Origin of the sequence: Cellulomonas telluris (assembly GCF_004886325.1) — a bacterium.
GTDB lineage: Bacteria > Actinomycetota > Actinomycetes > Actinomycetales > Cellulomonadaceae > Cellulomonas > Cellulomonas telluris.
Map to the genome: position 1 here is coordinate 727804 of NZ_QXFN01000003.1, position 21142 is coordinate 748945.

At 75.3% G+C, this 21142-nt stretch carries 17 protein-coding genes; 13 read left to right on the forward strand and 4 right to left on the reverse strand.

What is annotated here, in order from left to right; genetic code table 11:
• The first annotated feature begins 150 nt into the window (after positions 1 to 150).
• From leuS to holA, 5 genes are all read left to right on the forward strand, one after another.
• Entirely contained in the window at positions 151 to 3063 is a 2913-nt protein-coding gene (gene leuS / locus FB586_RS12175) for a leucine--tRNA ligase (protein WP_136519545.1), read from the forward strand.
• Positions 3060 to 4016 carry a DegV family protein gene (locus FB586_RS12180; RefSeq protein ID WP_136519639.1) on the forward strand — a complete coding sequence of 319 codons (957 nt, stop codon included), beginning with the start codon at positions 3060 to 3062 and terminating at the stop codon, positions 4014 to 4016. The genes leuS and FB586_RS12180 overlap by 4 nt, the downstream gene beginning before the upstream one ends.
• A gap of 176 nt (positions 4017 to 4192) precedes the next feature.
• Positions 4193 to 5149, forward strand: a complete 957-nt coding sequence (locus FB586_RS12185) for a ComEA family DNA-binding protein (RefSeq protein ID WP_246036718.1) — start codon at positions 4193 to 4195, stop codon at positions 5147 to 5149.
• The gene (locus FB586_RS12190; protein WP_136519546.1) at positions 5146 to 6735 is read left to right on the forward strand and encodes a ComEC/Rec2 family competence protein; all 1590 of its coding nucleotides are present in this window, start codon (positions 5146 to 5148) and stop codon (positions 6733 to 6735) included. Before FB586_RS12185 ends, FB586_RS12190 begins: the two co-directional genes overlap by 4 nt.
• 157 nt (positions 6736 to 6892) lie before the next feature.
• On the forward strand, positions 6893 to 7858 hold the full coding sequence (gene holA / locus FB586_RS12195; RefSeq protein ID WP_168800550.1) for a DNA polymerase III subunit delta: 966 nt from the start codon (positions 6893 to 6895) through the stop codon (positions 7856 to 7858).
• A 59-nt stretch (positions 7859 to 7917) separates the two neighbouring features.
• Here holA and FB586_RS12200 read toward each other — a convergent pair whose 3' ends face one another.
• Positions 7918 to 8646 carry an EAL domain-containing protein gene (locus FB586_RS12200; protein WP_136519547.1) on the reverse strand — a complete coding sequence of 243 codons (729 nt, stop codon included), beginning with the start codon at positions 8644 to 8646 and terminating at the stop codon, positions 7918 to 7920.
• A 189-nt stretch (positions 8647 to 8835) separates the two neighbouring features.
• On the opposite strand from FB586_RS12200, the gene FB586_RS20190 reads away from it, so the two are divergent.
• A complete protein-coding gene (locus FB586_RS20190) occupies positions 8836 to 8970 on the forward strand; it encodes a hypothetical protein (RefSeq protein WP_281276670.1) in 135 nt (44 codons plus the stop codon).
• Between the two features lie 134 nt (positions 8971 to 9104).
• Positions 9105 to 10430, forward strand: coding sequence for a helix-turn-helix domain-containing protein (locus tag FB586_RS12205; RefSeq protein WP_136519548.1), 1326 nt, complete (start codon positions 9105 to 9107; stop codon positions 10428 to 10430).
• A 120-nt stretch (positions 10431 to 10550) separates the two neighbouring features.
• On the opposite strand, the gene rpsT is transcribed toward FB586_RS12205, so the two are convergent.
• Positions 10551 to 10811 carry a 30S ribosomal protein S20 gene (gene rpsT / locus FB586_RS12210; protein ID WP_136519549.1) on the reverse strand — a complete coding sequence of 87 codons (261 nt, stop codon included), beginning with the start codon at positions 10809 to 10811 and terminating at the stop codon, positions 10551 to 10553.
• A gap of 144 nt (positions 10812 to 10955) precedes the next feature.
• Positions 10956 to 11465, reverse strand: a complete 510-nt coding sequence (locus FB586_RS12215) for a type II toxin-antitoxin system PemK/MazF family toxin (protein ID WP_246036719.1) — start codon at positions 11463 to 11465, stop codon at positions 10956 to 10958.
• Positions 11466 to 11583: 118 nt separating this feature from the next.
• Between FB586_RS12215 and FB586_RS12220 the strand changes: the two genes are divergently transcribed.
• From FB586_RS12220 to FB586_RS12230, 3 genes are read left to right on the forward strand one after another with little or no spacing between them, the layout of a single operon-like run.
• The gene (locus FB586_RS12220; protein WP_136519551.1) at positions 11584 to 13164 is read left to right on the forward strand and encodes a circularly permuted type 2 ATP-grasp protein; all 1581 of its coding nucleotides are present in this window, start codon (positions 11584 to 11586) and stop codon (positions 13162 to 13164) included.
• Positions 13158 to 14087 carry an alpha-E domain-containing protein gene (locus FB586_RS12225; RefSeq protein WP_136519552.1) on the forward strand — a complete coding sequence of 310 codons (930 nt, stop codon included), beginning with the start codon at positions 13158 to 13160 and terminating at the stop codon, positions 14085 to 14087. Before FB586_RS12220 ends, FB586_RS12225 begins: the two co-directional genes overlap by 7 nt.
• Positions 14084 to 14923, forward strand: coding sequence for a transglutaminase family protein (locus FB586_RS12230; protein WP_136519553.1), 840 nt, complete (start codon positions 14084 to 14086; stop codon positions 14921 to 14923). Before FB586_RS12225 ends, FB586_RS12230 begins: the two co-directional genes overlap by 4 nt.
• A 23-nt stretch (positions 14924 to 14946) precedes the next feature.
• Here the strand turns inward: FB586_RS12230 and FB586_RS12235 are convergent, their stop codons facing one another.
• A complete protein-coding gene (locus FB586_RS12235; protein ID WP_136519554.1) occupies positions 14947 to 15705 on the reverse strand; it encodes a maleylpyruvate isomerase family mycothiol-dependent enzyme in 759 nt (252 codons plus the stop codon).
• A gap of 117 nt (positions 15706 to 15822) precedes the next feature.
• Here FB586_RS12235 and lepA point away from each other — a divergent pair, with 117 nt between their 5' ends.
• From lepA to hemW, 3 genes are all read left to right on the forward strand, one after another.
• Complete coding sequence (gene lepA / locus FB586_RS12240) at positions 15823 to 17712, forward strand: translation elongation factor 4 (protein ID WP_136519555.1); 1890 nt, start codon at positions 15823 to 15825, stop codon at positions 17710 to 17712.
• The gene (locus FB586_RS12245) at positions 17709 to 19286 is read left to right on the forward strand and encodes a hypothetical protein (protein WP_136519556.1); all 1578 of its coding nucleotides are present in this window, start codon (positions 17709 to 17711) and stop codon (positions 19284 to 19286) included. Before lepA ends, FB586_RS12245 begins: the two co-directional genes overlap by 4 nt.
• A gap of 78 nt (positions 19287 to 19364) precedes the next feature.
• Complete coding sequence (hemW, locus tag FB586_RS12250; protein ID WP_136519557.1) at positions 19365 to 20603, forward strand: radical SAM family heme chaperone HemW; 1239 nt, start codon at positions 19365 to 19367, stop codon at positions 20601 to 20603.
• Positions 20604 to 21142: the final 539 nt, after the last annotated feature.

Below are 21142 nucleotides of genomic sequence, written 5' to 3' on the forward strand. Positions count from 1 at the left end.
CGGGGCGTCGGCGGGCGGGGGTAAGGTCGTCCCCGTGCTGGCGAGCACGTTCCTCCTTCGACGCCGCGGCGAGACCCTCTAGGCCGGTCACTCGTCGCGGTGTGCGTGGTGCCGGCTGACCCCCGACGAGACCCGCGGCGAAGGACCACCATGAGCCAGGCCCCCACGACCACCTCCGACGACGTCCCCTTCCGGTACACCGCCGCGCTGGCCGAGCAGATCGAGCTGCGCTGGCAGGACGAGTGGGAGCGTCGCGGCACGTACTTCACGCCGAACCCGTCCGGTCACCTCACCGACGGCGAGGGCAGGCACGCGGACCCCGCCGCGCGCCCGTTCTACGTGATGGACATGTTCCCGTACCCCTCGGGCGCGGGGCTGCACGTCGGCCACCCGCTGGGGTACATCGCCACGGACGTGGTCGGCCGGTACCGGCGCATGTGCGGCGACAACGTCCTGCACGCGCTGGCGTTCGACGCCTTCGGCCTGCCGGCCGAGCAGTACGCCGTGCAGACGGGGCAGCACCCGCGCACGACGACCGAGGCGAACATCGCGATCATGCAGCGCCAGCTGCGCCGCCTGGGCCTGGCCCACGACCCGCGCCGCTCGTTCGCGACCATCGACCCCGACTACGTCCGCTGGACGCAGTGGATCTTCCTGCAGATCTACGGCGCCTGGTACGACGAGGACGCGGTGCGCGCCGACGGCGGCCGCGGCCGCGCGCGCCCGGTCGCCGAGCTGGCCGAGGAGTACGCGTCGGGGGCCCGCCCGCTGCCCGCCGACGTCGAGGGCGTGACCCCCGGCGCCACGTGGGCGGACCTGGACGAGGCGACGCGCCGCCGCGTGGTCGACTCCCGCCGCCTGGCGTACCTGTCGCACACGCCGGTCAACTGGGCACCGGGCCTGGGCACCGTGCTGGCGAACGAGGAGGTCACCGCCGACGGCCGGTCCGAGCGCGGCAACTTCCCCGTGTTCCAGCGCAGCCTGCGCCAGTGGAACATGCGGATCACGGCGTACGCCGACCGCCTGACCGACGACCTGGACCGCATCGACTGGCCCGAGAAGGTCAAGTCCATGCAGCGGCACTGGATCGGCCGGTCGACGGGCGCACGCGTGCGCTTCGCCGTGCAGGGCGGCAGCGAGGTCGAGGTGTTCACGACCCGGCCCGACACGCTGTTCGGCGCGACGTTCATGGTCGTGGCCCCCGAGCACCCGCTGCTCGACGAGGTGCCCGCCGCCTGGCCCGACGGCACCCACGACGTCTGGACCGGCGGGCACGCGTCCCCGGCGGACGCGGTCACGGCGTACCGCGCCGAGGCGGCCGCGAAGACCGCGGTCGAGCGGCAGCAGGACGCGGGCCGCAAGACCGGCGTCTTCACCGGGCACCTGGCGGTCAACCCCGTCAACGGCGCGCTGCTGCCCGTCTTCACGGCCGACTACGTCCTCATGGGCTACGGCACGGGCGCGATCATGGCCGTCCCCGGCGGCGACGAGCGCGACTTCGCGTTCGCCCAGGCGTTCGAGCTGCCGGTCGTCCACACGGTCGACGCCCCGGAGGGCGCCCCCGAGGGGGCGCGCACCGGCGACGGCGTGGTCATCAACTCGGCCAACGACGAGATCGACCTCAACGGGCTGACGGTCGCCGAGGCCAAGGACCGGGTCGTCGCATGGCTGGCCGAGCGCGGCGCCGGGGAGAAGACCGTCACGTACCGCCTGCGCGACTGGCTGTTCAGCCGGCAGCGGTACTGGGGCGAGCCGTTCCCGATCGTCTACGACGAGGACGACAACCCGATCGCGCTGCCCGAGTCCGCGCTGCCGGTCGAGCTGCCCGACGTGCCCGACTTCTCGCCGCGCACCTACGACCCCGACGACGCGGACTCGGAGCCGGAGCCCCCGCTGGGCCGCAACGAGGACTGGCTGTACGTCGAGCTCGACCTGGGCGACGGGCCGAGGCGCTACCGCCGCGACGCGAACACCATGCCGAACTGGGCGGGCTCGTGCTGGTACCACCTGCGGTACCTGGACCCGCGCGCCGAGGACGCGGTGGTCGACCCCGAGCTGGAGCAGTACTGGCTGGGCCCCGGCCACGGGCACCAGGATGCGAGCTCGGTCGGCGGCGTCGACCTGTACGTCGGCGGCGTCGAGCACGCCGTGCTGCACCTGCTGTACGCGCGGTTCTGGCACAAGGTCCTGCACGACCTGGGTCACGTCCGCAGCGCCGAGCCGTTCCACACCCTGTTCAACCAGGGCTACATCCAGGCCTACGCCTACACCGACGAGCGGGGCGTGTACGTCCCCGCCGCCGAGGTCGTCGAGGACGAGGCGAGCCCCACCGGCTTCTCGTACGCGGGGGAGCCCGCCCACCGCGAGTACGGGAAGATCGGCAAGTCGCTGAAGAACGTCGTCTCCCCGGACGAGATGTACGACGCGTACGGTGCCGACACGCTGCGCGTCTACGAGATGTCGATGGGCCCCCTGGACCTGTCGCGCCCCTGGGAGACCCGCGCCGTCGTCGGTGCGCAGCGGTTCCTGCAGCGCCTGTGGCGCAACGTCGTGGACGAGCAGACCGGCGAGCTGGTGGTCTCCGAGGAGGCGCCCTCCACGGAGACGCTGCGCCTGCTGCACCGCACGGTCGCGGACGTGCGCGAGGACATGGAGGCGATGCGGATCAACACCGCGATCGCGAAGCTCATCGTCCTCAACAACCACCTGACGACGCTGGAGCGCGCCCCGCGGGCGGCGGTCGAGGCGCTCGTCACGATGGTCGCGCCGGTCGCGCCGCACATCGCGGACGAGCTGTGGCACCGCCTGGGCCACGAGCGGTCGGTCGTGCACGCGCGCTTCCCCGAGGCCGACCCCGCGTACCTGGTCGAGGACACGGTCACGTGCGTCCTGCAGGTCGCGGGCAAGGTGCGCGGCCGCGCCGAGGTGTCGCCCTCCGTGACCGAGGACGAGCTGCGTGCCCTCGCGCTGGCCGACGCCGGCGTGCAGCGCGCCCTCGACGGTCGCGACGTGCGCACGGTGATCGTGCGCGCGCCGAAGCTCGTCAACGTGGTGCCGGCCTGAGCGCGGCGCCCGCACCGCACCCGCCGCGGGTCGCGGTCGTCACGGACTCGACGTCGGCCCTGCCGCCCGCCCTCGCGGCGGCGGCGGGGCTGACGGTCGTGCCTCTGGACGTGACGATCGACGGCGCCACGCACGTCGAGGGCGTCGACGTCACCCCCGCGCAGCTGCTGAGCGCGCTGGAGCGCGGTGCGCGCGTGACGACGTCCCAGCCGCCGCCGTCGGCCTTCGCTGCGGCGTACGAGCGCGCCGCGGCCGCCGGCGCGCGGGAGATCGTCTCGGTGCACCTGTCCGGCGAGATGTCGGGCACGGTGCGTTCCGCGCGCACGGCCGCGACCGTGAGCCCGGTCCCCGTGCGGGTCGTCGACTCCGGCACCGTCGCCCTCGGCCTGGGGTTCGCCGCGCTGGCCGCGGCGCGGGCGGCCGCGGTCCCCGACGAGCCCGCCGGCGAGCCGGAGCGGGCACGGCGCCGCCGCCCCGCGCCCGCCCTGCCGGGCCGTCGGCGCCGGCCGGTCCCCGCGTGGCCGGACGTGACCCGGGTGGCGGAGACGGCCGCGGCCGTCGCCGCCTCCAGCCGCACCTGGTTCCTGGTGGAGTCGCTCGAGCACCTGCGGCGCGGCGGCCGGCTGAGCGCACCGGCCGCGGCCCTCGGCACGGTGCTGGGGCTGCGCCCGCTCCTCGCGGTGCACGAGGGACGCGTGGTCGTGGCCGACAAGGTGCGCACGCGGCGTGCCGCGCGCGAGCGCCTCGAGCAGGTCGCCGCCGCCGAGATCGCCGGGCGAGGGCGGGTGCGCCTCGGCGTGCACCACGCCGGTGACCCGGGCGTGGCGGAGGCGCTCGCCGAGCGGCTCTCCGCGCTGGGCGACACGGTCGAGACCGTGGTGGGCGACGCCGGCGCCGTGCTCGGTGCCCACGCCGGCCCCGGGCTGCTCGCGGTCGTCGTCGCCGACGCCTGACGGCTGCGCGGCGCACCGACGTCGCCGCCGGAGGGCAGCCGAACCGGCAGACCGGCGGGCGGCGCCGTCGCACGGTCGCGGCGCCCGCCCGACCACAGCCCCTGGCGCGCTCGGCTCCTCCACCGGGGCGCCCCGTCGTCCCTCGTGGGGCGGGCCGGCCCTCCTAACGTGCCGCCGTGCCTCCCCGCGACCGTCCGGCGCCCGCCGTCGCGCACCGCCTCTCCGTCCTCGCCGCGGGCGCGCCGCCGGCGCCGGCACCGCGCCCGCCCGACCCGACGCACCACGCCCAGGTCCGCCCGCGGCTGCGCACGGCAGCCGACGAGCCGCCGCTGCCCGGCTGGACGCCCCGCGACCCGTCGCCGGTGCCGCGGCCCGAGCCGCCGGGACAGGCGGGTGCCGGTGCGCAGGAGGAGCCGGTGACCGTGCGGGCGCTGGCGCAGGCCGCCCGCCGGGCACGTGCGGACCGTCCGGCACCCCCGCCGGACGTCGGTGCCCCGCCTCGCGGGCGTCTGCGGTGGGCCGTCGCACCCCGCGCCGCCGCCGTCGCGGCGCTCGCGGTCGCCCTGCTGGCGGGTGCGGTCGCGCTGCGGGCGTCGACCGCACCCCGGGGCGCGCCGGTCGAGGTGCCGAGGCCCACGGCCTCCGCCGCCCCTGCCGCCCCTGCCGCTCCTGCCGCGCCGACGCAGGCGCCGGCGGGACGCGTCGTGCTCCACGTCGTCGGCGCGGTGGGTGCGCCCGGGCTCGTCACCCTGCCCACCGACGCCCGCGTGGCGGACGCCGTGACCGCCGCCGGCGGTGCCGCCGCCGACGCGGACCTCGGCGCGCTCAACCTCGCGCGGACGGTCGTCGACGGCGAGCAGATCCAGGTGCCGCGAGCGGGGGAGGCGGCGCCGGCACCCGCGCCCGGGACGACCCACGGCGCCGGTGCGCCTGCCCCGGTCGCGGGCCTGCTCGACCTGAACTCGGCGGACGCCGCGGCCCTCGACGCGCTGCCGGGCGTCGGACCCGTGCTGGCCGAGCGCATCCTCGAGCGGCGCGCGCAGGCGCCCTTCACCTCCGTGGACGAGCTGGACGAGGTCAGCGGCATCGGCCCCGCCGTCCTCGAGCGTCTGCGTCCGCTGGTCCGGGTGTGAGCGCGGACGGGGACGCGGGGCGCGCGCGGTCGCCGGCGCCCGGTGGGGACGGCAGCGCCGGTGAGCCTGCCGAGGGCGCGACGGGCGACGGCCCGCGTCCGCGCACGGACCTGCGGCTCCTGCCGCCCGCGGTGACGGCCTGGGTCGCCGCGGCGACCGCCGTCCTCGCGCCGCCCGGCCTGCTCCGGCCGGCGGCGGTCGTCGCCGTGGCAGCGCTCCTGCCGGTCGCCGCCCTGCTCCTCGCGCCGCGGCGGCTGCGACGTGCGCGCGCCGTCCCCGCCGCCCTGCTCGCGCTCGCCGTCGGTGCCTGCGTGCTGGCCGCCGGCGCCGCGCAGCGGGCCGCGGCGCACCCGCCCGACCTGGCCCGGGCCGCCGCCGGCGGCGACGTGGTGCAGGTCGTGGGCCGCGTCTCCGGCGTGGCTCGCGTCGTCACCGGCGGGACGGGGCCGCCGCGGACCCTGCTGCCGGTGGCCGCCGAGGAGGTCCGTGCCGCGTCCACGGGCGTCCTCCTCGCGTCGGGCGTCCCGGTGGTGCTGGCGCTCGACCCGGGGACGGCGCCCCTGGCGCTCGCCACCGACACCCGGATCGCCGTGCAGGGCCGTGCGTCCGCCCGCCCGCAGGCGGAGCGCGCGGGGACGACGGTCGCGGCGGACCGGCCCCCGTCGGTGCTCCTCGGTCCCCGGCCGTGGTACGCCTGGTCGAGCACCGCGCGTCAGCACGCGCGCGACCTCGGCGCCTCCCTGCCCGGTGACGCCGGCGCGCTGCTGCCCGGCGTCACCGTCGGCGAGACCGGACAGGTCCCGGGCGACCTCGCGGACGCCCTGCGCGCGTCCGGCCTCACCCACCTGACGGCGGTCTCCGGCGCCCACTTCGCGCTCCTCGGCGCGCTCGTGCTCGGTGCGGCGGCCGCAGCCCGCGCGCCCACGGTGGCGCGCGTGCTCGCCGCCGCGGCGGCCGGTGCCGCTCTCGTGCTCGTGGTCGGCCCGGAGCCCAGCGTGGTGCGCGCCGCCGTCATGGGGGGCGTCGGTCTCCTGGCGCTGCTCGCGGGCCGGCGTGCCGCGGGGCCGGCCGCACTCTGCACGGCGGTCGTGGGGCTGCTCGTGCACGACCCCTGGCTGGCGCCGGCGCCCGGCTTCGCCCTCTCGGTCGCGGCGACGGCGGGGCTCGTCGTGCTCGGCCCGCGTCTCGTCGAGCGGTGGTCCGCGTGGTGCGGCCGCACGGGCGCGGCAGCGCTCGCGGCGCCCGTCGCGGCACAGCTCGGGTGCCTGCCGGTGGTGCTCGCGCTGTGGCCGACCCTCCCGGTGTGGGCGGTGCCCGCGAACCTGGCCGCCGCGCCGGTCGTCGGCCCGGCCACCGTCCTCGGCCTCGCGGCCCTGCTCCTCGCCCCGTGGTGGCCGGGCGGTGCGGAGGCCCTCGCGGCGGTCGCCGGTGCGGCCTGCTGGTGGATCGGCGCGGTCGCCCGGTGGTGCGCCGCGCTGCCGGCCGCCGGCGTGGCCTGGCTCCCGGGGCCGCTCGGCGCCGTCGCCGCCGCGGTCGTCGCCGTCAGCGCCACCGTCCTCCTGGGCGCCCGGAGCGGCCGCCGCTGAGCCGGCGCTGCCGCACGGGCACCGAGCGCGCGGCCGGTGCGCGGGAGCTGTCGGCGCCGTCCGGCACACTGGGCGCGTGCCCTCCCGTCCGTCGTCCCGCTCGTCCGCACGCTCGTCGTCCTCGGGGCGTCCCGGCCGGGGCTCCGCGCCGGCGGGCGTGCCCTGGAACCAGGCGGAGCCGGCCCCGGTCGTGCTCGTGTCGGGTCCCGAGGAGCTGCTGGCGGAACGGGCGGCCGAGCGCGTCGTGGCCCGGGTCCGGGAGCAGGACCCGGACGTGGAGGTGGTGCGCGTCGACGCAGCCCAGTACGTGGCGGGCGAGCTGGCCGTGCTGACCAGCCCCTCGTTGTTCGCGGAGGGCAAGGTCGTGCTGGTGGAGGGGGTCGAGCGGTCGGGGGACGCGCTGCTCGTCGACGCGGAGGCGTACCTGTCCGCGCCCGTGCCCGACGTCGTGGTGGTGCTGCGCCACGCCGGGGGCATGCGGGGCAAGCGGCTGCTCGACGCGGCGCGCAAGGCGGCCGTGCCGACCGTCTCGTGCGAGTCCGTGAAGTCCGACGCCGACAAGGCGGCGTTCGTGCAGGACGAGCTCGCGCGTGCGGGGCGTCGCGCCGACGCGCGGGGCGTCCGGGCCCTCGTCGACGCCGTGGGGTCCGACCTGCGCGAGCTCGCGGCGGCCTGCGCCCAGCTGGTCGCCGACACGACGGGGCTCATCGGCTCCGAGGCCGTGCAGCGCTACCACGGGGGTCGGGTCGAGGCCACGGGGTTCCAGGTGGCCGACGCCGCCGTCGCGGGGGAGGCAGGGCGCGCGGTGGCGCTGCTGCGCCATGCCATGGCGACCGGTCTCGACCCGGTCCCCGTGGTCGCCGCGCTCGCGGCGAGGCTGCGCACCCTGGCCAAGGTGGGCGCCGTGCGGGGGAGGGGAGCGGCCGCCGCACGGGAGCTCGGCATGGCCCCGTGGCAGGTCGACCGTGCGGCCGCCGACCTGCGACGGTGGACACCCGAGGGGCTGGCGGCCGCCATCTCCGCGGTCGCGCAGGCGGACGCCGAGGTCAAGGGCGAGGGACGCGACCCCCGGTTCGCGGTCGAGCGCGCGGTGCTGCGGGTGGCGGACGCCGTCGAGCGCTGACCCGCGGCCGCCCGCGGGCGAGGAGGGTCGGCGAGGTCCGTCGGCCCTCCCGGTCCTGGTCAGCGCCCGACGAGCCGTGCTCCCGCACGGTCGAGCACACCCGCGCGCTCGATGAGGTTGCCCTGGAAGAGGGTGAGCCCGAGCTCTCGCGCGTGCCGGAGCGTCTGCGTCGACTCGACGTACTCGGCGACGAGCAGCGCCCCGAACGACCTCGCGACGGCGACGACCGGCTGGCCCTCGACGTCGAGGTCCCGCACGTCGATCTTCACGACGTCGGCGAGGGGGAGCAGGCGCCGCTGGTCGGGGCGGTCCACGAAGGAGGGCACCGCGATGCGGAAGCCGCGCTCGCGCAGACGACGGATGCCGGCCAGCACCTGGGCGTCGACGTCCGTGGTGCTGCTCACCTCCAGCACGAGCCGGTCGGGCCGCGCGGGCAGCTCGAGCTCGCCCACCAGGTGGGCACGCGGGCACCGCACGAAGAGCAGGCGACCGTGCGCGACGCTCTCCAGGTCGGCCCGCCCGAACGTCGCCCGCAGCACGTGCTCGGTGGCGCGCTCGTGGTCGCGTCGACCCCAGCCGCGTGCGACGTCGGCATGGTGGCCCGGAGCGCGGTAGGAGAACTGGTACCCGAACGGCCTGCCGTGCGCCGAGTAGATGCCCTGCCGGGCGACGAGCACGGGCTGGCGGGCGACGTGCTCCTCCCAGGCGCGACGCAGCTCGCGCGGGATCGCGGCGTCGACCGCCGCGCCCAGCCGCGCGAGCGATGACTCGCGGCCCTCGGGTGTCATGACCACTATGACACCACATCTGCACCATTGTGATCATCCCTCCACAGGGTGGATTCGCGCGGCGGCGCCTCCGGAGGGATGAGCGGTTCCCGCGGCATGTCCGGGTGTGTCACCCTTGCGGCGGCGCCCCCGGCCTGGAGGGGGTGCCGGGAGGTCCGCCCAGGTGCCGAGCCCTGACAGGAGAACGACATGAAGTCCGTCGCCACTGCCCTCGCCGCTCTCGTGATCGCCGGTTCCCTCGCCACGGCTGCGCCCGCCGTCACCGCCGGGTCGGTGTCGCTCAACGGTGGCGGCGCGAGCGGCTGCTGCAAGGACGCGCTCTGAGCCGAGCACCAGCAGGTGGGGCGCACGCGGGACGCGCGGCGCCCCACCGCCGGTCGCCGGTCGCGCTCGACCCGCCCAGGACTCGCCCTGTGAAGGTCTGGCGTCCTCAGCCGTCACACGTACAATGACTTGCCATGTCGACCATCGGTGACCGCGTGCGCGAAGCGCGCCAGGCGGCCGGGCTCTCGCAGACGGCCCTGGCCGGGAGCGCGTTCTCGCCCAGCTACATCTCCCTGATCGAGGCCGGGCACCGGGAACCCACGGACGCTGCGCTGTCCGTGCTGGCCGAGCGCCTGGGCACGACCCTCGAGTTCCTCAAGCACGGTGACGACGGGCCCAACGAGGCCCGTACGCGCCTCGAGCTCGACTACGCCCGCCTCGACCTCGCCAGCGGCGACCCCGCCGGCGCGGTGCACCGCATCGCCTCGCTCGACCTGGCCGTCGTCACCGCGGCGCTGCGCTCCGAGGTCCTGACCACCCTCGCCCGCGCCCACGAGATGAGCGGCGAGCTCGAGTCGGCCATCACGATCCTCGAGCCCCTGCTCGCGGAGACCCAGGGACGCAACGACCACCTGCGCGCCGGCGTGCTCACGACGGCGCTCGTCGGCTGCTACCTCGAGGCGGGCGACCTGCACCGCGCGGTCGAGGTCGGTGAGCGCACGCTCGCGGACCTCGACGGCGCCGACCTCGTCGGGACCGACGAGCACCTGCGGCTGGCCTCGACCGTGCTGTGGGCCTACGTCGAGCGCGGCGACCTGCTGTACGCGACGCACCGTGCCTCGGAGCTCGTGCGGCTCGCGGAGTCGCTCGGCACGCCGCGCGGACGCGGCTCCGTCTACTGGAACGCGGCGCTCGTCGCGGAGCAGCGGCGCGACTACGAGCTCGCGCAGCGCTACACCGAGCGCGCCCTCGCGCTGCTCTCGGAGGGGGAGCCCGACCGCGACCTGCCGCGCCTGCGGCTGAACTACGCGTGGCTCCTGCTGCGCTCGGAGCCGGCCGACGCCCGCGCCGCGCTCGAGCAGATCGACCTGGCGGAGCCCGGGCTCTCCGCGCTCGGCTCGACGCTCGACGTCGCGCGGCTGCAGGTGGAGCGGTCGCGAGCCCACCTGCTGCTCGGCGACGCGGAGGCCGCCGAGGCCGACGCGCGCGCCGCCCTGGAGGCGCTGGGCGACGCACCGCGACTCGAGGCCGCCACCGCACGCCTCGCCCTGGGTGACGTCCTCGACGCGCGTGGCGACCAGGAGGGGGCGACGGAGGCCTTCCGCTGGGGCGCCGACATGCTGGGGATGATGGCGGCGACGCGGCACTCGGCCGGCGTGTGGCGTGAGCTGGGCGACCGCTACCTGCGCCGCGGCGACGTCGACGAGGCCGCGCGGGCGTACGACCGGGCGCTGCGCGAGGCCGGCTTCCAGCCGTCGCTGCCCACCGGTCTGCCGCACCAGACCTGGTCGGTCGGCTGACGCGTCGGCCACGCACCGCACGGACGCGACGAGGGCGTCACCCCCGCGGGGGTGACGCCCTCGTGCGTGCGTCCCGGGTGCTCCTGCCCACGCCGGGCGGGGGCAGGAGTCCGGAGCGGGTCAGAGACCGTTGACGCTCTTCGCCAGCGCCGACTTGCGGTTGGCGGCCTGGTTGGCGTGGATGACGCCCTTCGAGACCGCCTTGTCGAGCTTGCGCGTCGCGACGACGAGCGCCGCGGCAGCGGCGTCCTTGTCACCGCCGGCGACGGCCTCGCGGACGCGACGGATGTACGTCTTCAGCTCCGACTTGACAGCCTTGTTGCGCAGCCGAGCCGTCTCGTTGGTGCGGATGCGCTTGATCTGGGACTTGATGTTCGCCACGTGTGGACTCTCTGGTGTGGTCGCCGAAGCGATCTGACAGGTCGTAGAGGGCGTGCGCAGCGCCGGGACTGGGGCGTGGGGAGACCCGCGGGGAACGGCCTGCGCTGGTGCCCGCCGACCCGGGCGGACACGCGGATCGAGATCTTACCAGCCGTGCAGGCGTGCGGCGGAACGCGCGACCCGGTCGAACACGGCCCGGTCGAGCGCCGCGCCCTCGCGCCGGACGGCGTCCGCCGGCAGGCGCAGCACCCGGTCGAGACGGACCTCGCTGGGACGCCGTCGCGCGTCCCACGCGCCCGTGCCCACGTCCGTCCAGACGCGGCCGTGACGGGCCTCGTCCGCCGCGTCGCGGTCGTGGTCCTGGCTGCTGAGGATGAGGGCGACGAGCGTGCGCCCCTCCCGGGCGAGCACGAGCACGGGGCGGTCCTTGCCCTGCGCGAGGTCGTCCTCGTACGGGACCCACGCCCAGACGACCTCCCCGGGGTCCGGGTCGCCGTCGGCGGCCGGCGCCCAGACCGGACGGACACCCCGTCGACCCGGACCAGCCGACGTGCGCGGCGCCTGCGGGTCGGCGGGCGGCCGTCGGCGCCCGGACGGCCGGACGAGACCGCGCGCGACGGCGCCGAGCACGGAGGTCCAGGAGGTGCGGCCCACGGCCGGGAGCGTACCGACCGGAGGGCGCGCACGGCGCCCCGGGGACGCGCCGGGCGCCCCGCTCCCGGCCCGTCGCGCCGTAACGCGACGGTGACACATCGGGGCTACATTCGCGGCCATGGCGGACCTGTTCGACGACTACCCGGCAGGGCCGGCCTGGGACGAGATGATCGGCCCCGACGGCGACGTCCACGCCGCCTACCGCAACGTGCACGCCGCGCTCGCGCAGCTCTCGGACGGTGACCTGCGCGCCCGTGCCGACACGCTCGCGCGCTCGTACCTCACGCAGGGCGTGACGTTCGACTTCGCCGGCGAGGAGCGCCCCTTCCCCCTCGACGTGGTGCCGCGCGTGATCGCGGGCGACGAGTGGGAGCACGTCGCACCCGGCGTGCAGCAGCGGGTGCGCGCGCTCGAGGCGTTCCTCGCGGACGTCTACGGGCCGCAGAAGGCGGTCGCCGACGGCGTCGTCCCACGCTCCGTCGTCGTCTCCTCCACGCACTTCCACCGCGCCGCCCGTGGCATCGAGCCGCCGAACGGCGTGCGCGTGCACGTCTCGGGCATCGACCTCGTGCGGGACTCCCTGGGCGGCTGGCGCGTGCTGGAGGACAACGTCCGCGTGCCGTCCGGCGTCAGCTACGTCCTGTCGAACCGTCGCGCGATGGCGCAGACGTTCCCCGAGCTGTTCGCGACGCTGCGGATCCGCCCGGTCGTCGACTACTCGCGCCGGCTGCTGGCGGCGCTCATCGCCGCCGCCCCGGCGGGTGTCGACGACCCGACGGTCGTGGTCCTCACGCCCGGGGTCTACAACAGCGCGTACTTCGAGCACACGCTGCTGGCCCGCACGATGGGCGTCGAGCTGGTGGAGGGGCGCGACCTCTACTGCGCGGGCGGGCGCGTGTGGATGCGCACCACCCAGGGACGCAGGCGCGTCGACGTCATCTACCGACGGGTCGACGACGAGTTCCTGGACCCGGTGACGTTCCGTTCGGACTCCCTGCTCGGCTGCCCGGGACTCATGACCTGCGCGCGCCTCGGGACGGTCACGCTCGCGAACGCGGTGGGCAACGGCGTCGCCGACGACAAGCTCCTGTACACCTACGTCCCCGACCTGATCCGGTACCACCTGGGCGAGGAGCCGATCCTGCCGAACGTCGACACGTGGCGCCTGGAGGACCCGCGGGCGCTGGCGGAGGTCCTGGACCGCCTCGACGAGCTCGTGGTCAAGCCGGTCGACGGGTCGGGGGGCAAGGGCCTCGTCGTCGGGCCGAAGGCGTCCCGGGCGGAGCTCGACGCGCTGCGCGCCCGCCTGCGGGAGGACCCGCGCGGGTGGATCGCGCAGCCCGTCGTCCAGCTGTCGACCGTCCCCACGCTGGTCGAGGACGGGCTGCGACCCCGGCACGTCGACCTGCGCCCGTTCGCGGTCAACGACGGGGACGCCGTCTACGTCCTGCCGGGCGGCCTGACGCGCGTCGCCCTGCCCGAGGGGCAGCTGGTCGTCAACTCCTCCCAGGGCGGCGGGTCCAAGGACACGTGGGTGCTCGGGGGCCGCGTGCCGCGGCGGTCGCAGCACCAGGGCCAGCAGCAGCCGCAGCGCGTCGCGCAGGACGCCGCGGTCCCCATCGACTCCAGTCCCCAGGACGCGCGGGTGCAGGTCATGCAGCAGCAGCAGCAGCGGGCGACGGGGGGCGCGACGTGCTGAGCCGCATCGCCGAGTCGCTGTTCTGGATCGGCCGGTACGTCGAGCGCGCGGACGACACCGCGCGCCTGCTGGACGTGCACGTGCAGATCCTCCTGGAGGACCCGTGGGCGGAGGAGGACGCCGCCTGCCGCTCGCTGCTGTCGGTCATGGACCGGCCGGCGCCGCCGCCGGACGTCGAGGTGGGCCGCGAGCACGTGCTCGACGTGCTCGCCTACGACCGGTTCTCCCCGTCGGCGATCGCGGGCGCGCTCGTCGCCGCGCGCGAGAACGCCCGCCGCGCGCGCGAGATCGTCTCCACCGAGCTGTGGGAGTGCCTCAACGCGACGTGGAACCAGCTCCCGACGCACATGCGCCCGACGCGTCCGCACGACTACTTCACGTGGGTGCGGGAGCGGGCCGCGATCGTCGCGGGGATCATGGACGGCACGACCTCGCGCGACGAGACGTGGTCCTTCATGGTGCTGGGCCGCTCGATCGAGCGGGCCGACATGACGGCGCGCCTGCTGACCACGCGGGCGCTCGCGGGCTCGGCGGGACCCGGCTGGACGACGCTGCTGCGCTCGTGCGGCGCGCACGAGGCGTTCCTGCGGACCTACCGCGGCACGGCGCCGGACGAGCGTGCGGCGGGGTTCCTCCTGCTCGACCGGCTGTTCCCGCGCTCGATCGTGTCGGCCCTCAACCAGGCGGAGGCGTGCCTGACGGCGCTGGAACCGGTCGCGGACCGCGCGGGCATCGACGACGCCCGCCGGCACCTCGGCCACGTCCGCTCGAACCTGGAGTACCGCCCGCTCATGGAGATCCTCGACGACCTGCCGCGCGAGATGGAGCTCGTCCAGCGTGCCTGCTCGGCGGCCTCGGACTCGGTGCGCGGCCGGTACTTCCCGTCCGGGGCGGAGCTGACGTGGGTGGGGGAGGCGCTGTGAGCCGGCTGCGGATCCTGCACTCGTCGGCGTTCCGCTACGCGCAGCCCGTGCAGGCGTCGTACAACGAGGCCCGCATGACGCCGCTGTCGGAGCCGGGCCAGACCGTGCTCGCGTCGCGCCTCGACGTCCAGCCGCACACCTGGTCGCACGACTTCCGGGACTACTGGGGCACGCACGTGACGGCGTTCGAGGTGCTCGCACCGCACCAGGGGCTCCTGCTCACCGCGGAGCACCTGGTGGAGGTCGCGCCGCGCACCACCCCGCCGGCGGACGTGCCCTGGCACCGTCTGCACGGCGCGGAGGTCCGCGACCGGCTCGCCGAGTTCCTGGCGGACGGTCCGACGACGACCGTGCCCGACGACGTGGTCGCCCTCGCCCGCGCGGCGGCGGACGGCTCCGCGCCCGCGGCGGCGGCGGAGGCGGTGTGCCGCGCGGTCCGCGACGGGCTGGAGTACGTGCCGGGGGTGACGACGGTCCACAGCCCCGCAGCCGAGGCGTGGGCGAAGCGGACGGGCGTCTGCCAGGACATGGCGCACCTCGCGCTGGGGGCGCTGCGGTCGGTCGGCATCCCTGCGCGCTACGTCTCGGGGTACCTGCACCCCGACGCGAGCGGCGAGGTCGGGCGGACCGTGACGGGCGAGTCCCACGCGTGGGTCGAGTGGTGGACGGGCGAGTGGTACGGCTTCGACCCGACGAACGGGGTGCCGGCGGGGGAGCACCACGTCGTCCTCGCGCGCGGGCGGTCGTACGACGACGTGCCCCCGCTGCGCGGGATCTACGCGGGACCGCCGACGGAGGACCTCGTCGTCCAGGTGAGCATCACGCGCGAGGCCTGACCCGGGCCGCCGCACCGCGGGCGTCAGGGGATGAGGCGGGAGCCGAGCAGGGCGTCGAGGGCCTCCCGGCTGCCGTCGACCCGCACACCGCCGTCGTCCACGCCGCGGCGCCGCCAGAGCACGAGCGCGAGCTCCTCGGCCGTGCCGGTGACGACGACGTCCGGGCGCGGGGCCACCTCCGGTGCGGCCTCGAACGTCCAGGCGCGGTCGGTGTCGCGGGCCTCGACGCGCACCCGCACCGGCAGCTGCTCCATCCGCCCGAGCCGCACCTGGCGCGGCTGCATGACGGTCACCAGCTCGTCGACGGTGTCCGCCCACAGCGCTGCGGGCGCGGTCGCCGGCAGGCCCGCGGCGGTGCGCAGGTCCCACAGGTGCACGAGCGTCTCGTGCACCTGCCGGCGGTGCCAGAACGCCACCGGGCCGGGGCCCAGCAGCGTGCTCGTCGTGGCGTCGGGGTCGAGCCCGCCGAGGGTGTCCCGCAGCTCGCGGGCGCACCTGGCGTAGAGCTCGTCGAGCACGAACGGCCCGCGCCCGAGCGGCACCTCGCGCGTGCGGGCCGCCTGCGCGGCCGCCCAGTGGTGGATGCGGGCCAGGTGGACGACGAGGTGCCGCACGCGCCACCGCCCGCACCACGGCACGCGCGCCTCGGGGTCGGCGCTGCGCACGCCGTCGAGGAAGCCGCCCTGCAGGTCCGCGAGCAGCTCGAGGTACGTCTCGGGCACGCCGGGCGGGCGGGGGCGGGCGCCGCCGGGTCCCGGTGGGGCCGACACGTCGCTGGTCATGGGAGCATGGTGGTGCCGACCCGTGGCGCCGTGCCAGAGCCCGCGCCGCCGCGTCGCACCGAGAACCTGGAGCCGGACCCGCCGGCGCCCACCACGACCCGGGAGCTGAGAGAGCGCGTGTCCCCGATCCCGAGCGCCGCCGCCGCGGCTCGCATCGCCCCGGCGGCGACGGCACCCGAGCTGCTGCGCAACTTCTGCATCATCGCGCACATCGACCACGGGAAGTCGACGCTCGCCGACCGCATGCTGCAGCTCACCGGCGTCGTCGAGGCGCGCGCCATGCGGGCGCAGTACCTCGACCGGATGGACATCGAGCGCGAGCGCGGGATCACCATCAAGTCGCAGGCCGTGCGCATGCCGTGGGAGGTCGACGGCACCCCCTACGCGCTCAACATGATCGACACCCCCGGCCACGTCGACTTCACGTACGAGGTGTCGCGCTCGCTCGCCGCGTGCGAGGGGGCGGTCCTGCTCGTGGACGCCGCGCAGGGCATCGAGGCCCAGACGCTCGCGAACCTCTACCTCGCGCTCGAGAACGACCTGCAGATCATCCCGGTGCTCAACAAGATCGACCTGCCCGCGGCGCAGCCGGAGAAGTACGCCGAGGAGCTCGCCGGCCTCGTGGGCGGCGACCCCGAGGACGTCATGCGGGTGTCGGGCAAGACGGGCGAGGGCGTCGAGGCGCTGCTGGACCGGATCGTCCGCACCGTGCCGGCGCCCGTCGGCGTGGCTGACGCACCCGCCCGCGCGATGATCTTCGACTCCGTCTACGACACGTACCGCGGCGTCGTCACGTACGTCCGGGTCGTCGACGGCCGGCTCGACCCGCGCGAGCGCATCGCGATGATGTCGACCCGCGCGACGCACGAGCTGCTCGAGATCGGCGTCATCTCGCCGGAGCCCGTCCCGACGAAGGGCCTGGGCGTCGGCGAGGTGGGCTACCTGATCACGGGCGTGAAGGACGTGCGCCAGTCGAAGGTCGGCGACACGGTCACCAACCAGGCGAAGCCGGCGGCCGAGGCCCTGGGCGGGTACTCCGACCCCAAGCCGATGGTGTTCTCCGGGCTCTACCCGATCGACGGGTCGGACTACCCGGTGCTGCGCGACGCGCTCGACAAGCTCAAGCTCAACGACGCCGCGCTCAACTACGAGCCCGAGACGTCGGTCGCGCTGGGCTTCGGCTTCCGCGTCGGGTTCCTCGGCCTGCTGCACCTCGAGATCATCCGCGAGCGGCTCGAGCGCGAGTTCGACCTCGACCTCATCTCGACCGCCCCGAACGTCGTCTACGAGGTCGTGCTCGAGGACCGCACGCGCGTCGAGGTGACGAACCCCAGCGAGTTCCCCGGCGGCAAGATCCGCGAGGTGCACGAGCCCGTGGTCAAGGCGACGATCCTCGCCCCGAGCGAGTTCATCGGCGCGATCATGGAGCTCTGCCAGTCCAAGCGGGGCGACCTCAAGGGCATGGACTACCTGTCCGAGGACCGCGTCGAGATGCGGTACGTGCTGCCGCTCGCCGAGATCGTGTTCGACTTCTTCGACCAGTTGAAGTCCCGCACGCGCGGCTACGCGAGCCTCGACTACGAGCCCCTCGGCGACCAGGTGGCCGACCTCGTCAAGGTCGACATCCTGCTGCAGGGCGAGCAGGTGGACGCCTTCAGCGCGATCGTCCACAAGGACAAGGCCTACGCGTACGGCGTCATGATGACGGCGAAGCTCAAGGAGCTCATCCCGCGTCAGCAGTTCGAGGTGCCGATCCAGGCAGCCATCGGCTCGCGGATCATCGCGCGCGAGACGATCCGGGCGATCCGCAAGGACGTCCTCGCCAAGTGCTACGGCGGTGACATCACCCGCAAGCGCAAGCTGCTCGAGAAGCAGAAGGAGGGCAAGAAGCGCATGAAGACCATCGGCCGGGTCGACGTGCCGCAGGAGGCCTTCATCGCCGCGCTGTCCTCGGACGGCGCCGGCTCGGGCGGCGGCAAGGACGCGAAGGACGCGAAGAAGAGGTGACGGCGGGGACGGGCGCGGTGCCCCGGCGGCGGCGCGCGTGGTCCTCGGCGAACGAGGCGGTCGTCCTCGGTGCTGCGGCGCTGTGGCGCGTCGGCGGCAGTCGGGCGCTCAACGTGGCGACCCTCGTGCTGTTCGCGCTCATGGGGACGTTCTTCGCCGTGGTCATCTTCGTGCCCCCGTTCCAGGGCGTGGTCGACGGTGTGCCGTTCGTCGCGAAGACCAGCCGCGTGCCCGACGAGTTCCGGCACATCGGCAACATCCTGCTGTACGCCGAACGGCCCGTCGCGGCGGGGCCGTTCCTGTCGGACGTGACGCCGGAGACGCTGTGGCTCGGCGAGGTCGAACGGTTCCCCAGCTACCTCTACTACTGGCTGATGAGCTTCCCGGCGCGAGGGCTGCTCGCCGCCGGCATCGGCTACGAGGCAGTCGTGGTCGTCCTGCGCCTCCTCACGGTGGTCACCGGTATCGGTTGCCTGCTCGTGCTGCGCGCGCTCCTGCGAGGGGCCGGCGTCGGTGCCGCCACGACCGGGTGGAGCGTCCTCGCGCTCGCACTCACCGGCCGGTTCGTGTGGCAGAGCGCCGGCGTGTCCTACGACACGCCGTCGATGCTGCTGTTCCTGCTGGTCCTGCTCGCCATGGTCCACCTGCTCCGGCAGGTCACGGTCGTCTGGTCGCTCGTCCTGGTCGCCGCCGCTTCGGCCGCGTCGATCACGAAGTACACGTTCTTCCCGTTCGTCGCGGCCGGCGTGGTCGTCCTCGTCGTCGTCCTGGCGCTCCAGGGACGCCGGCACCCCGACCCGGGGCTGCGCGCCCGGCTCGTCGCGGAGCTGAGGGAACGCCGTGTCCTCGTGGTCCTGCTGGGTGTCCTCGCCCTCGTCTGCGTGGCGCTGCTCGTCGAGCGGATCGGTCTGAACCTCCTCGTGCACGGCAGCGCCAACCCGAGCTGCGACGTGATCCACACCGCGGAGGAGTGCACGGTCTTCGACATCTACCGCCGCAACCGTGAGGTCCGCGAGACGTACCTCGCGGAGGTCGCCGGCGGCGTGCGCGAGCCGCAGCGCCTCGACCTCCCGCGGTACGCCCTGACGTGGGCGGGGATCTACTACGAGAGCACCTTCTTCTACCGCGGGCGGGACACGGACTGGGAGCTGCCGGGCGCCGTCGCACTCCTGGGTCGCGCCACGATCCTCGCGGGTGCGCTGGTCGGCGTCGCGTGGATCCGCAGGCTGCTGCGGACCCCGGCCGCCGTCGTGGTCGGCGGCGTCTGCATGCTCTACGTCGCGGGGGTGTTCGTCTTCAACCTGCGCACGTGGCTCTCCCTGGACCAGTACTACGCGCACTCGGGCCGGTACCTGCTGCCGGTCCTCGGGGTGGCGGTCGCGGCGGCGCTGACGGCGGCCCTCTGGACGTGGCAGCGGTGCCCCCGCGCCTGGCGCGGCGTGGCCGCGGTGCTGACGGCGGCGGTGCTGCTCGCCGTCGCCCTCACGCACAACCCCGTCACCGCGTTCCTGCCGTACGTCGACCACCCGGCGTGGTTCACCGACGGCGCGGCGGACGTCCTCATCGATCGCTAGGCGACGGGGACGACCCGCGCCCCGGACGTCACACCCACCGGGCACGAGGACGTGCCCCGGCGGTGGGAGCATGGGGAGGTGGCCCCTCAGCTCCCCGACGGCGATCCCGCGCCCGCGGACGGCGCTCTGCCCCGGTCGGTGGCGGAGCGGTCGGCCGGACGCGCGTTCGGCGTCTACCTGCACGTGCCCTTCTGCGCCGTGCGGTGCGGCTACTGCGACTTCAACACCTACACCGCGACCGAGCTCGGCGGTGGGGGGAGCCTCGCCGCCTACGCGACCACGGCGCTGACGGAGGTGGCCCTGGCCGACCGGGTCATGCGGGAGGCGGGCCTGCCGGCACGACCGGTGTCGACCGTCTTCGTCGGCGGGGGCACCCCCACGCTCCTGCCGGTCGACGACCTCGTCCGGCTGCTCGACGGTGTCCGTGGCACGTGGGGACTGGCGCCGGGTGCCGAGGTCACGACCGAGGCGAACCCCGACTCGGTCACGCCGGGCGGGCTGTGCCGTCTTGCCGACGCCGGCTTCACGCGGGTCTCGTTCGGCATGCAGTCGGCCGTGCCGCACGTGCTGGCGACCCTCGACCGCACGCACGACCCGCGACGCGTGCCCGACGTCGTCCGCTGGGCCCGGGACGCCGGCCTGCGCGTCTCGCTGGACCTCATCTACGGCACGCCCGGGGAGTCGCTGGACGACTGGCGGCGCAGCGTGGAGTCGGCTCTCGCGACGGGGGTGGACCACGTGAGCGCGTACGCGCTCGTGGTCGAGCCCGGGACGCGCATGGCCGTCCAGGTCCGCCGTGGGGAGCTGAGCCTGCCCGACGAGGACGACCAGGCGGCGAAGTACGAGCTCGCCGACGACCTGCTGACGGCCGCCGGCCTGCACTGGTACGAGGTGAGCAACTGGGCGCGGACGCCGCAGGACGCGTCCGCGCACAACCTGGGGTACTGGCGCGGCGACGACTGGTGGGGGATCGGCCCCGGCGCCCACAGCCACGTCGGCGGTGTGCGCTGGTGGAACGTGAAGCACCCGCGCGCGTACGCCGACCGCCTCCTCGCCGGCCGCAGCCCCGCCGCGGGCCGCGAGGTCGTCGACGCGGGGACGGCGGCTCTCGAGCACGTCATGCTCGGCGTGCGCATCGCCGAGGGGCTGCCCATCGGGGAGCTGGCGCCCCCGGCGCGCGCGGCGGTCGCCGGCCTCGTCGCCGACGGCCTCGTCGACGCCCGTGCCGCCCTCGGCATGGCGGGCACGCGGCGCGTGGTGCTCACCCGGCGTGGGCGTCTGCTCGCGGACGCGGTCGTCCGGACCCTCGCGGCCTGACGACCCCAGCCGGTGCGGTCCGGGAATGGACCGTCGTCCTCGGGCGTTGAGGAGAGCGTCAGCAGGACGGGGAACGGGCCCGCGCGTGGTGACCACGGTCACCGCCCGGAGGGTTTGCGCGCAGGGCTCCGGCCGCGTAATGTTCTCTAGGCCCGCCCGGCAGGGAGGCACGGACACCGTGATGGTGGCCGGTCCCGCGGAGCAGGGCACCATCCCGGTTCGGATCACCCAGGCGCTTGGCGCGTCGGGGTGTGAGGTGCGGGTGGGTCGTTCTTGGTGGTCGGTCGTTTCGGCGGTCGGGTGCGGGGGAATGGCCTGGTAGCGTGGAAATCGTTGCGGGAGAGGGAATTGCGACGGGCGTCACGGCGTCCGGGGTAATGATTTCTTCTGCTAGGGTGGAAACACAACGGCGGTCCTGCTGGAAACGGTCATCTCGGTGGTCGTGGAAAGCGAAAAGGGTCTGCTAGGGTGGATGAGCCTCCTGCGGGAAGCCCGAGAGGGTGGATCGAGGATGAGCGTCTGTTCCTTGAGAACTCAAC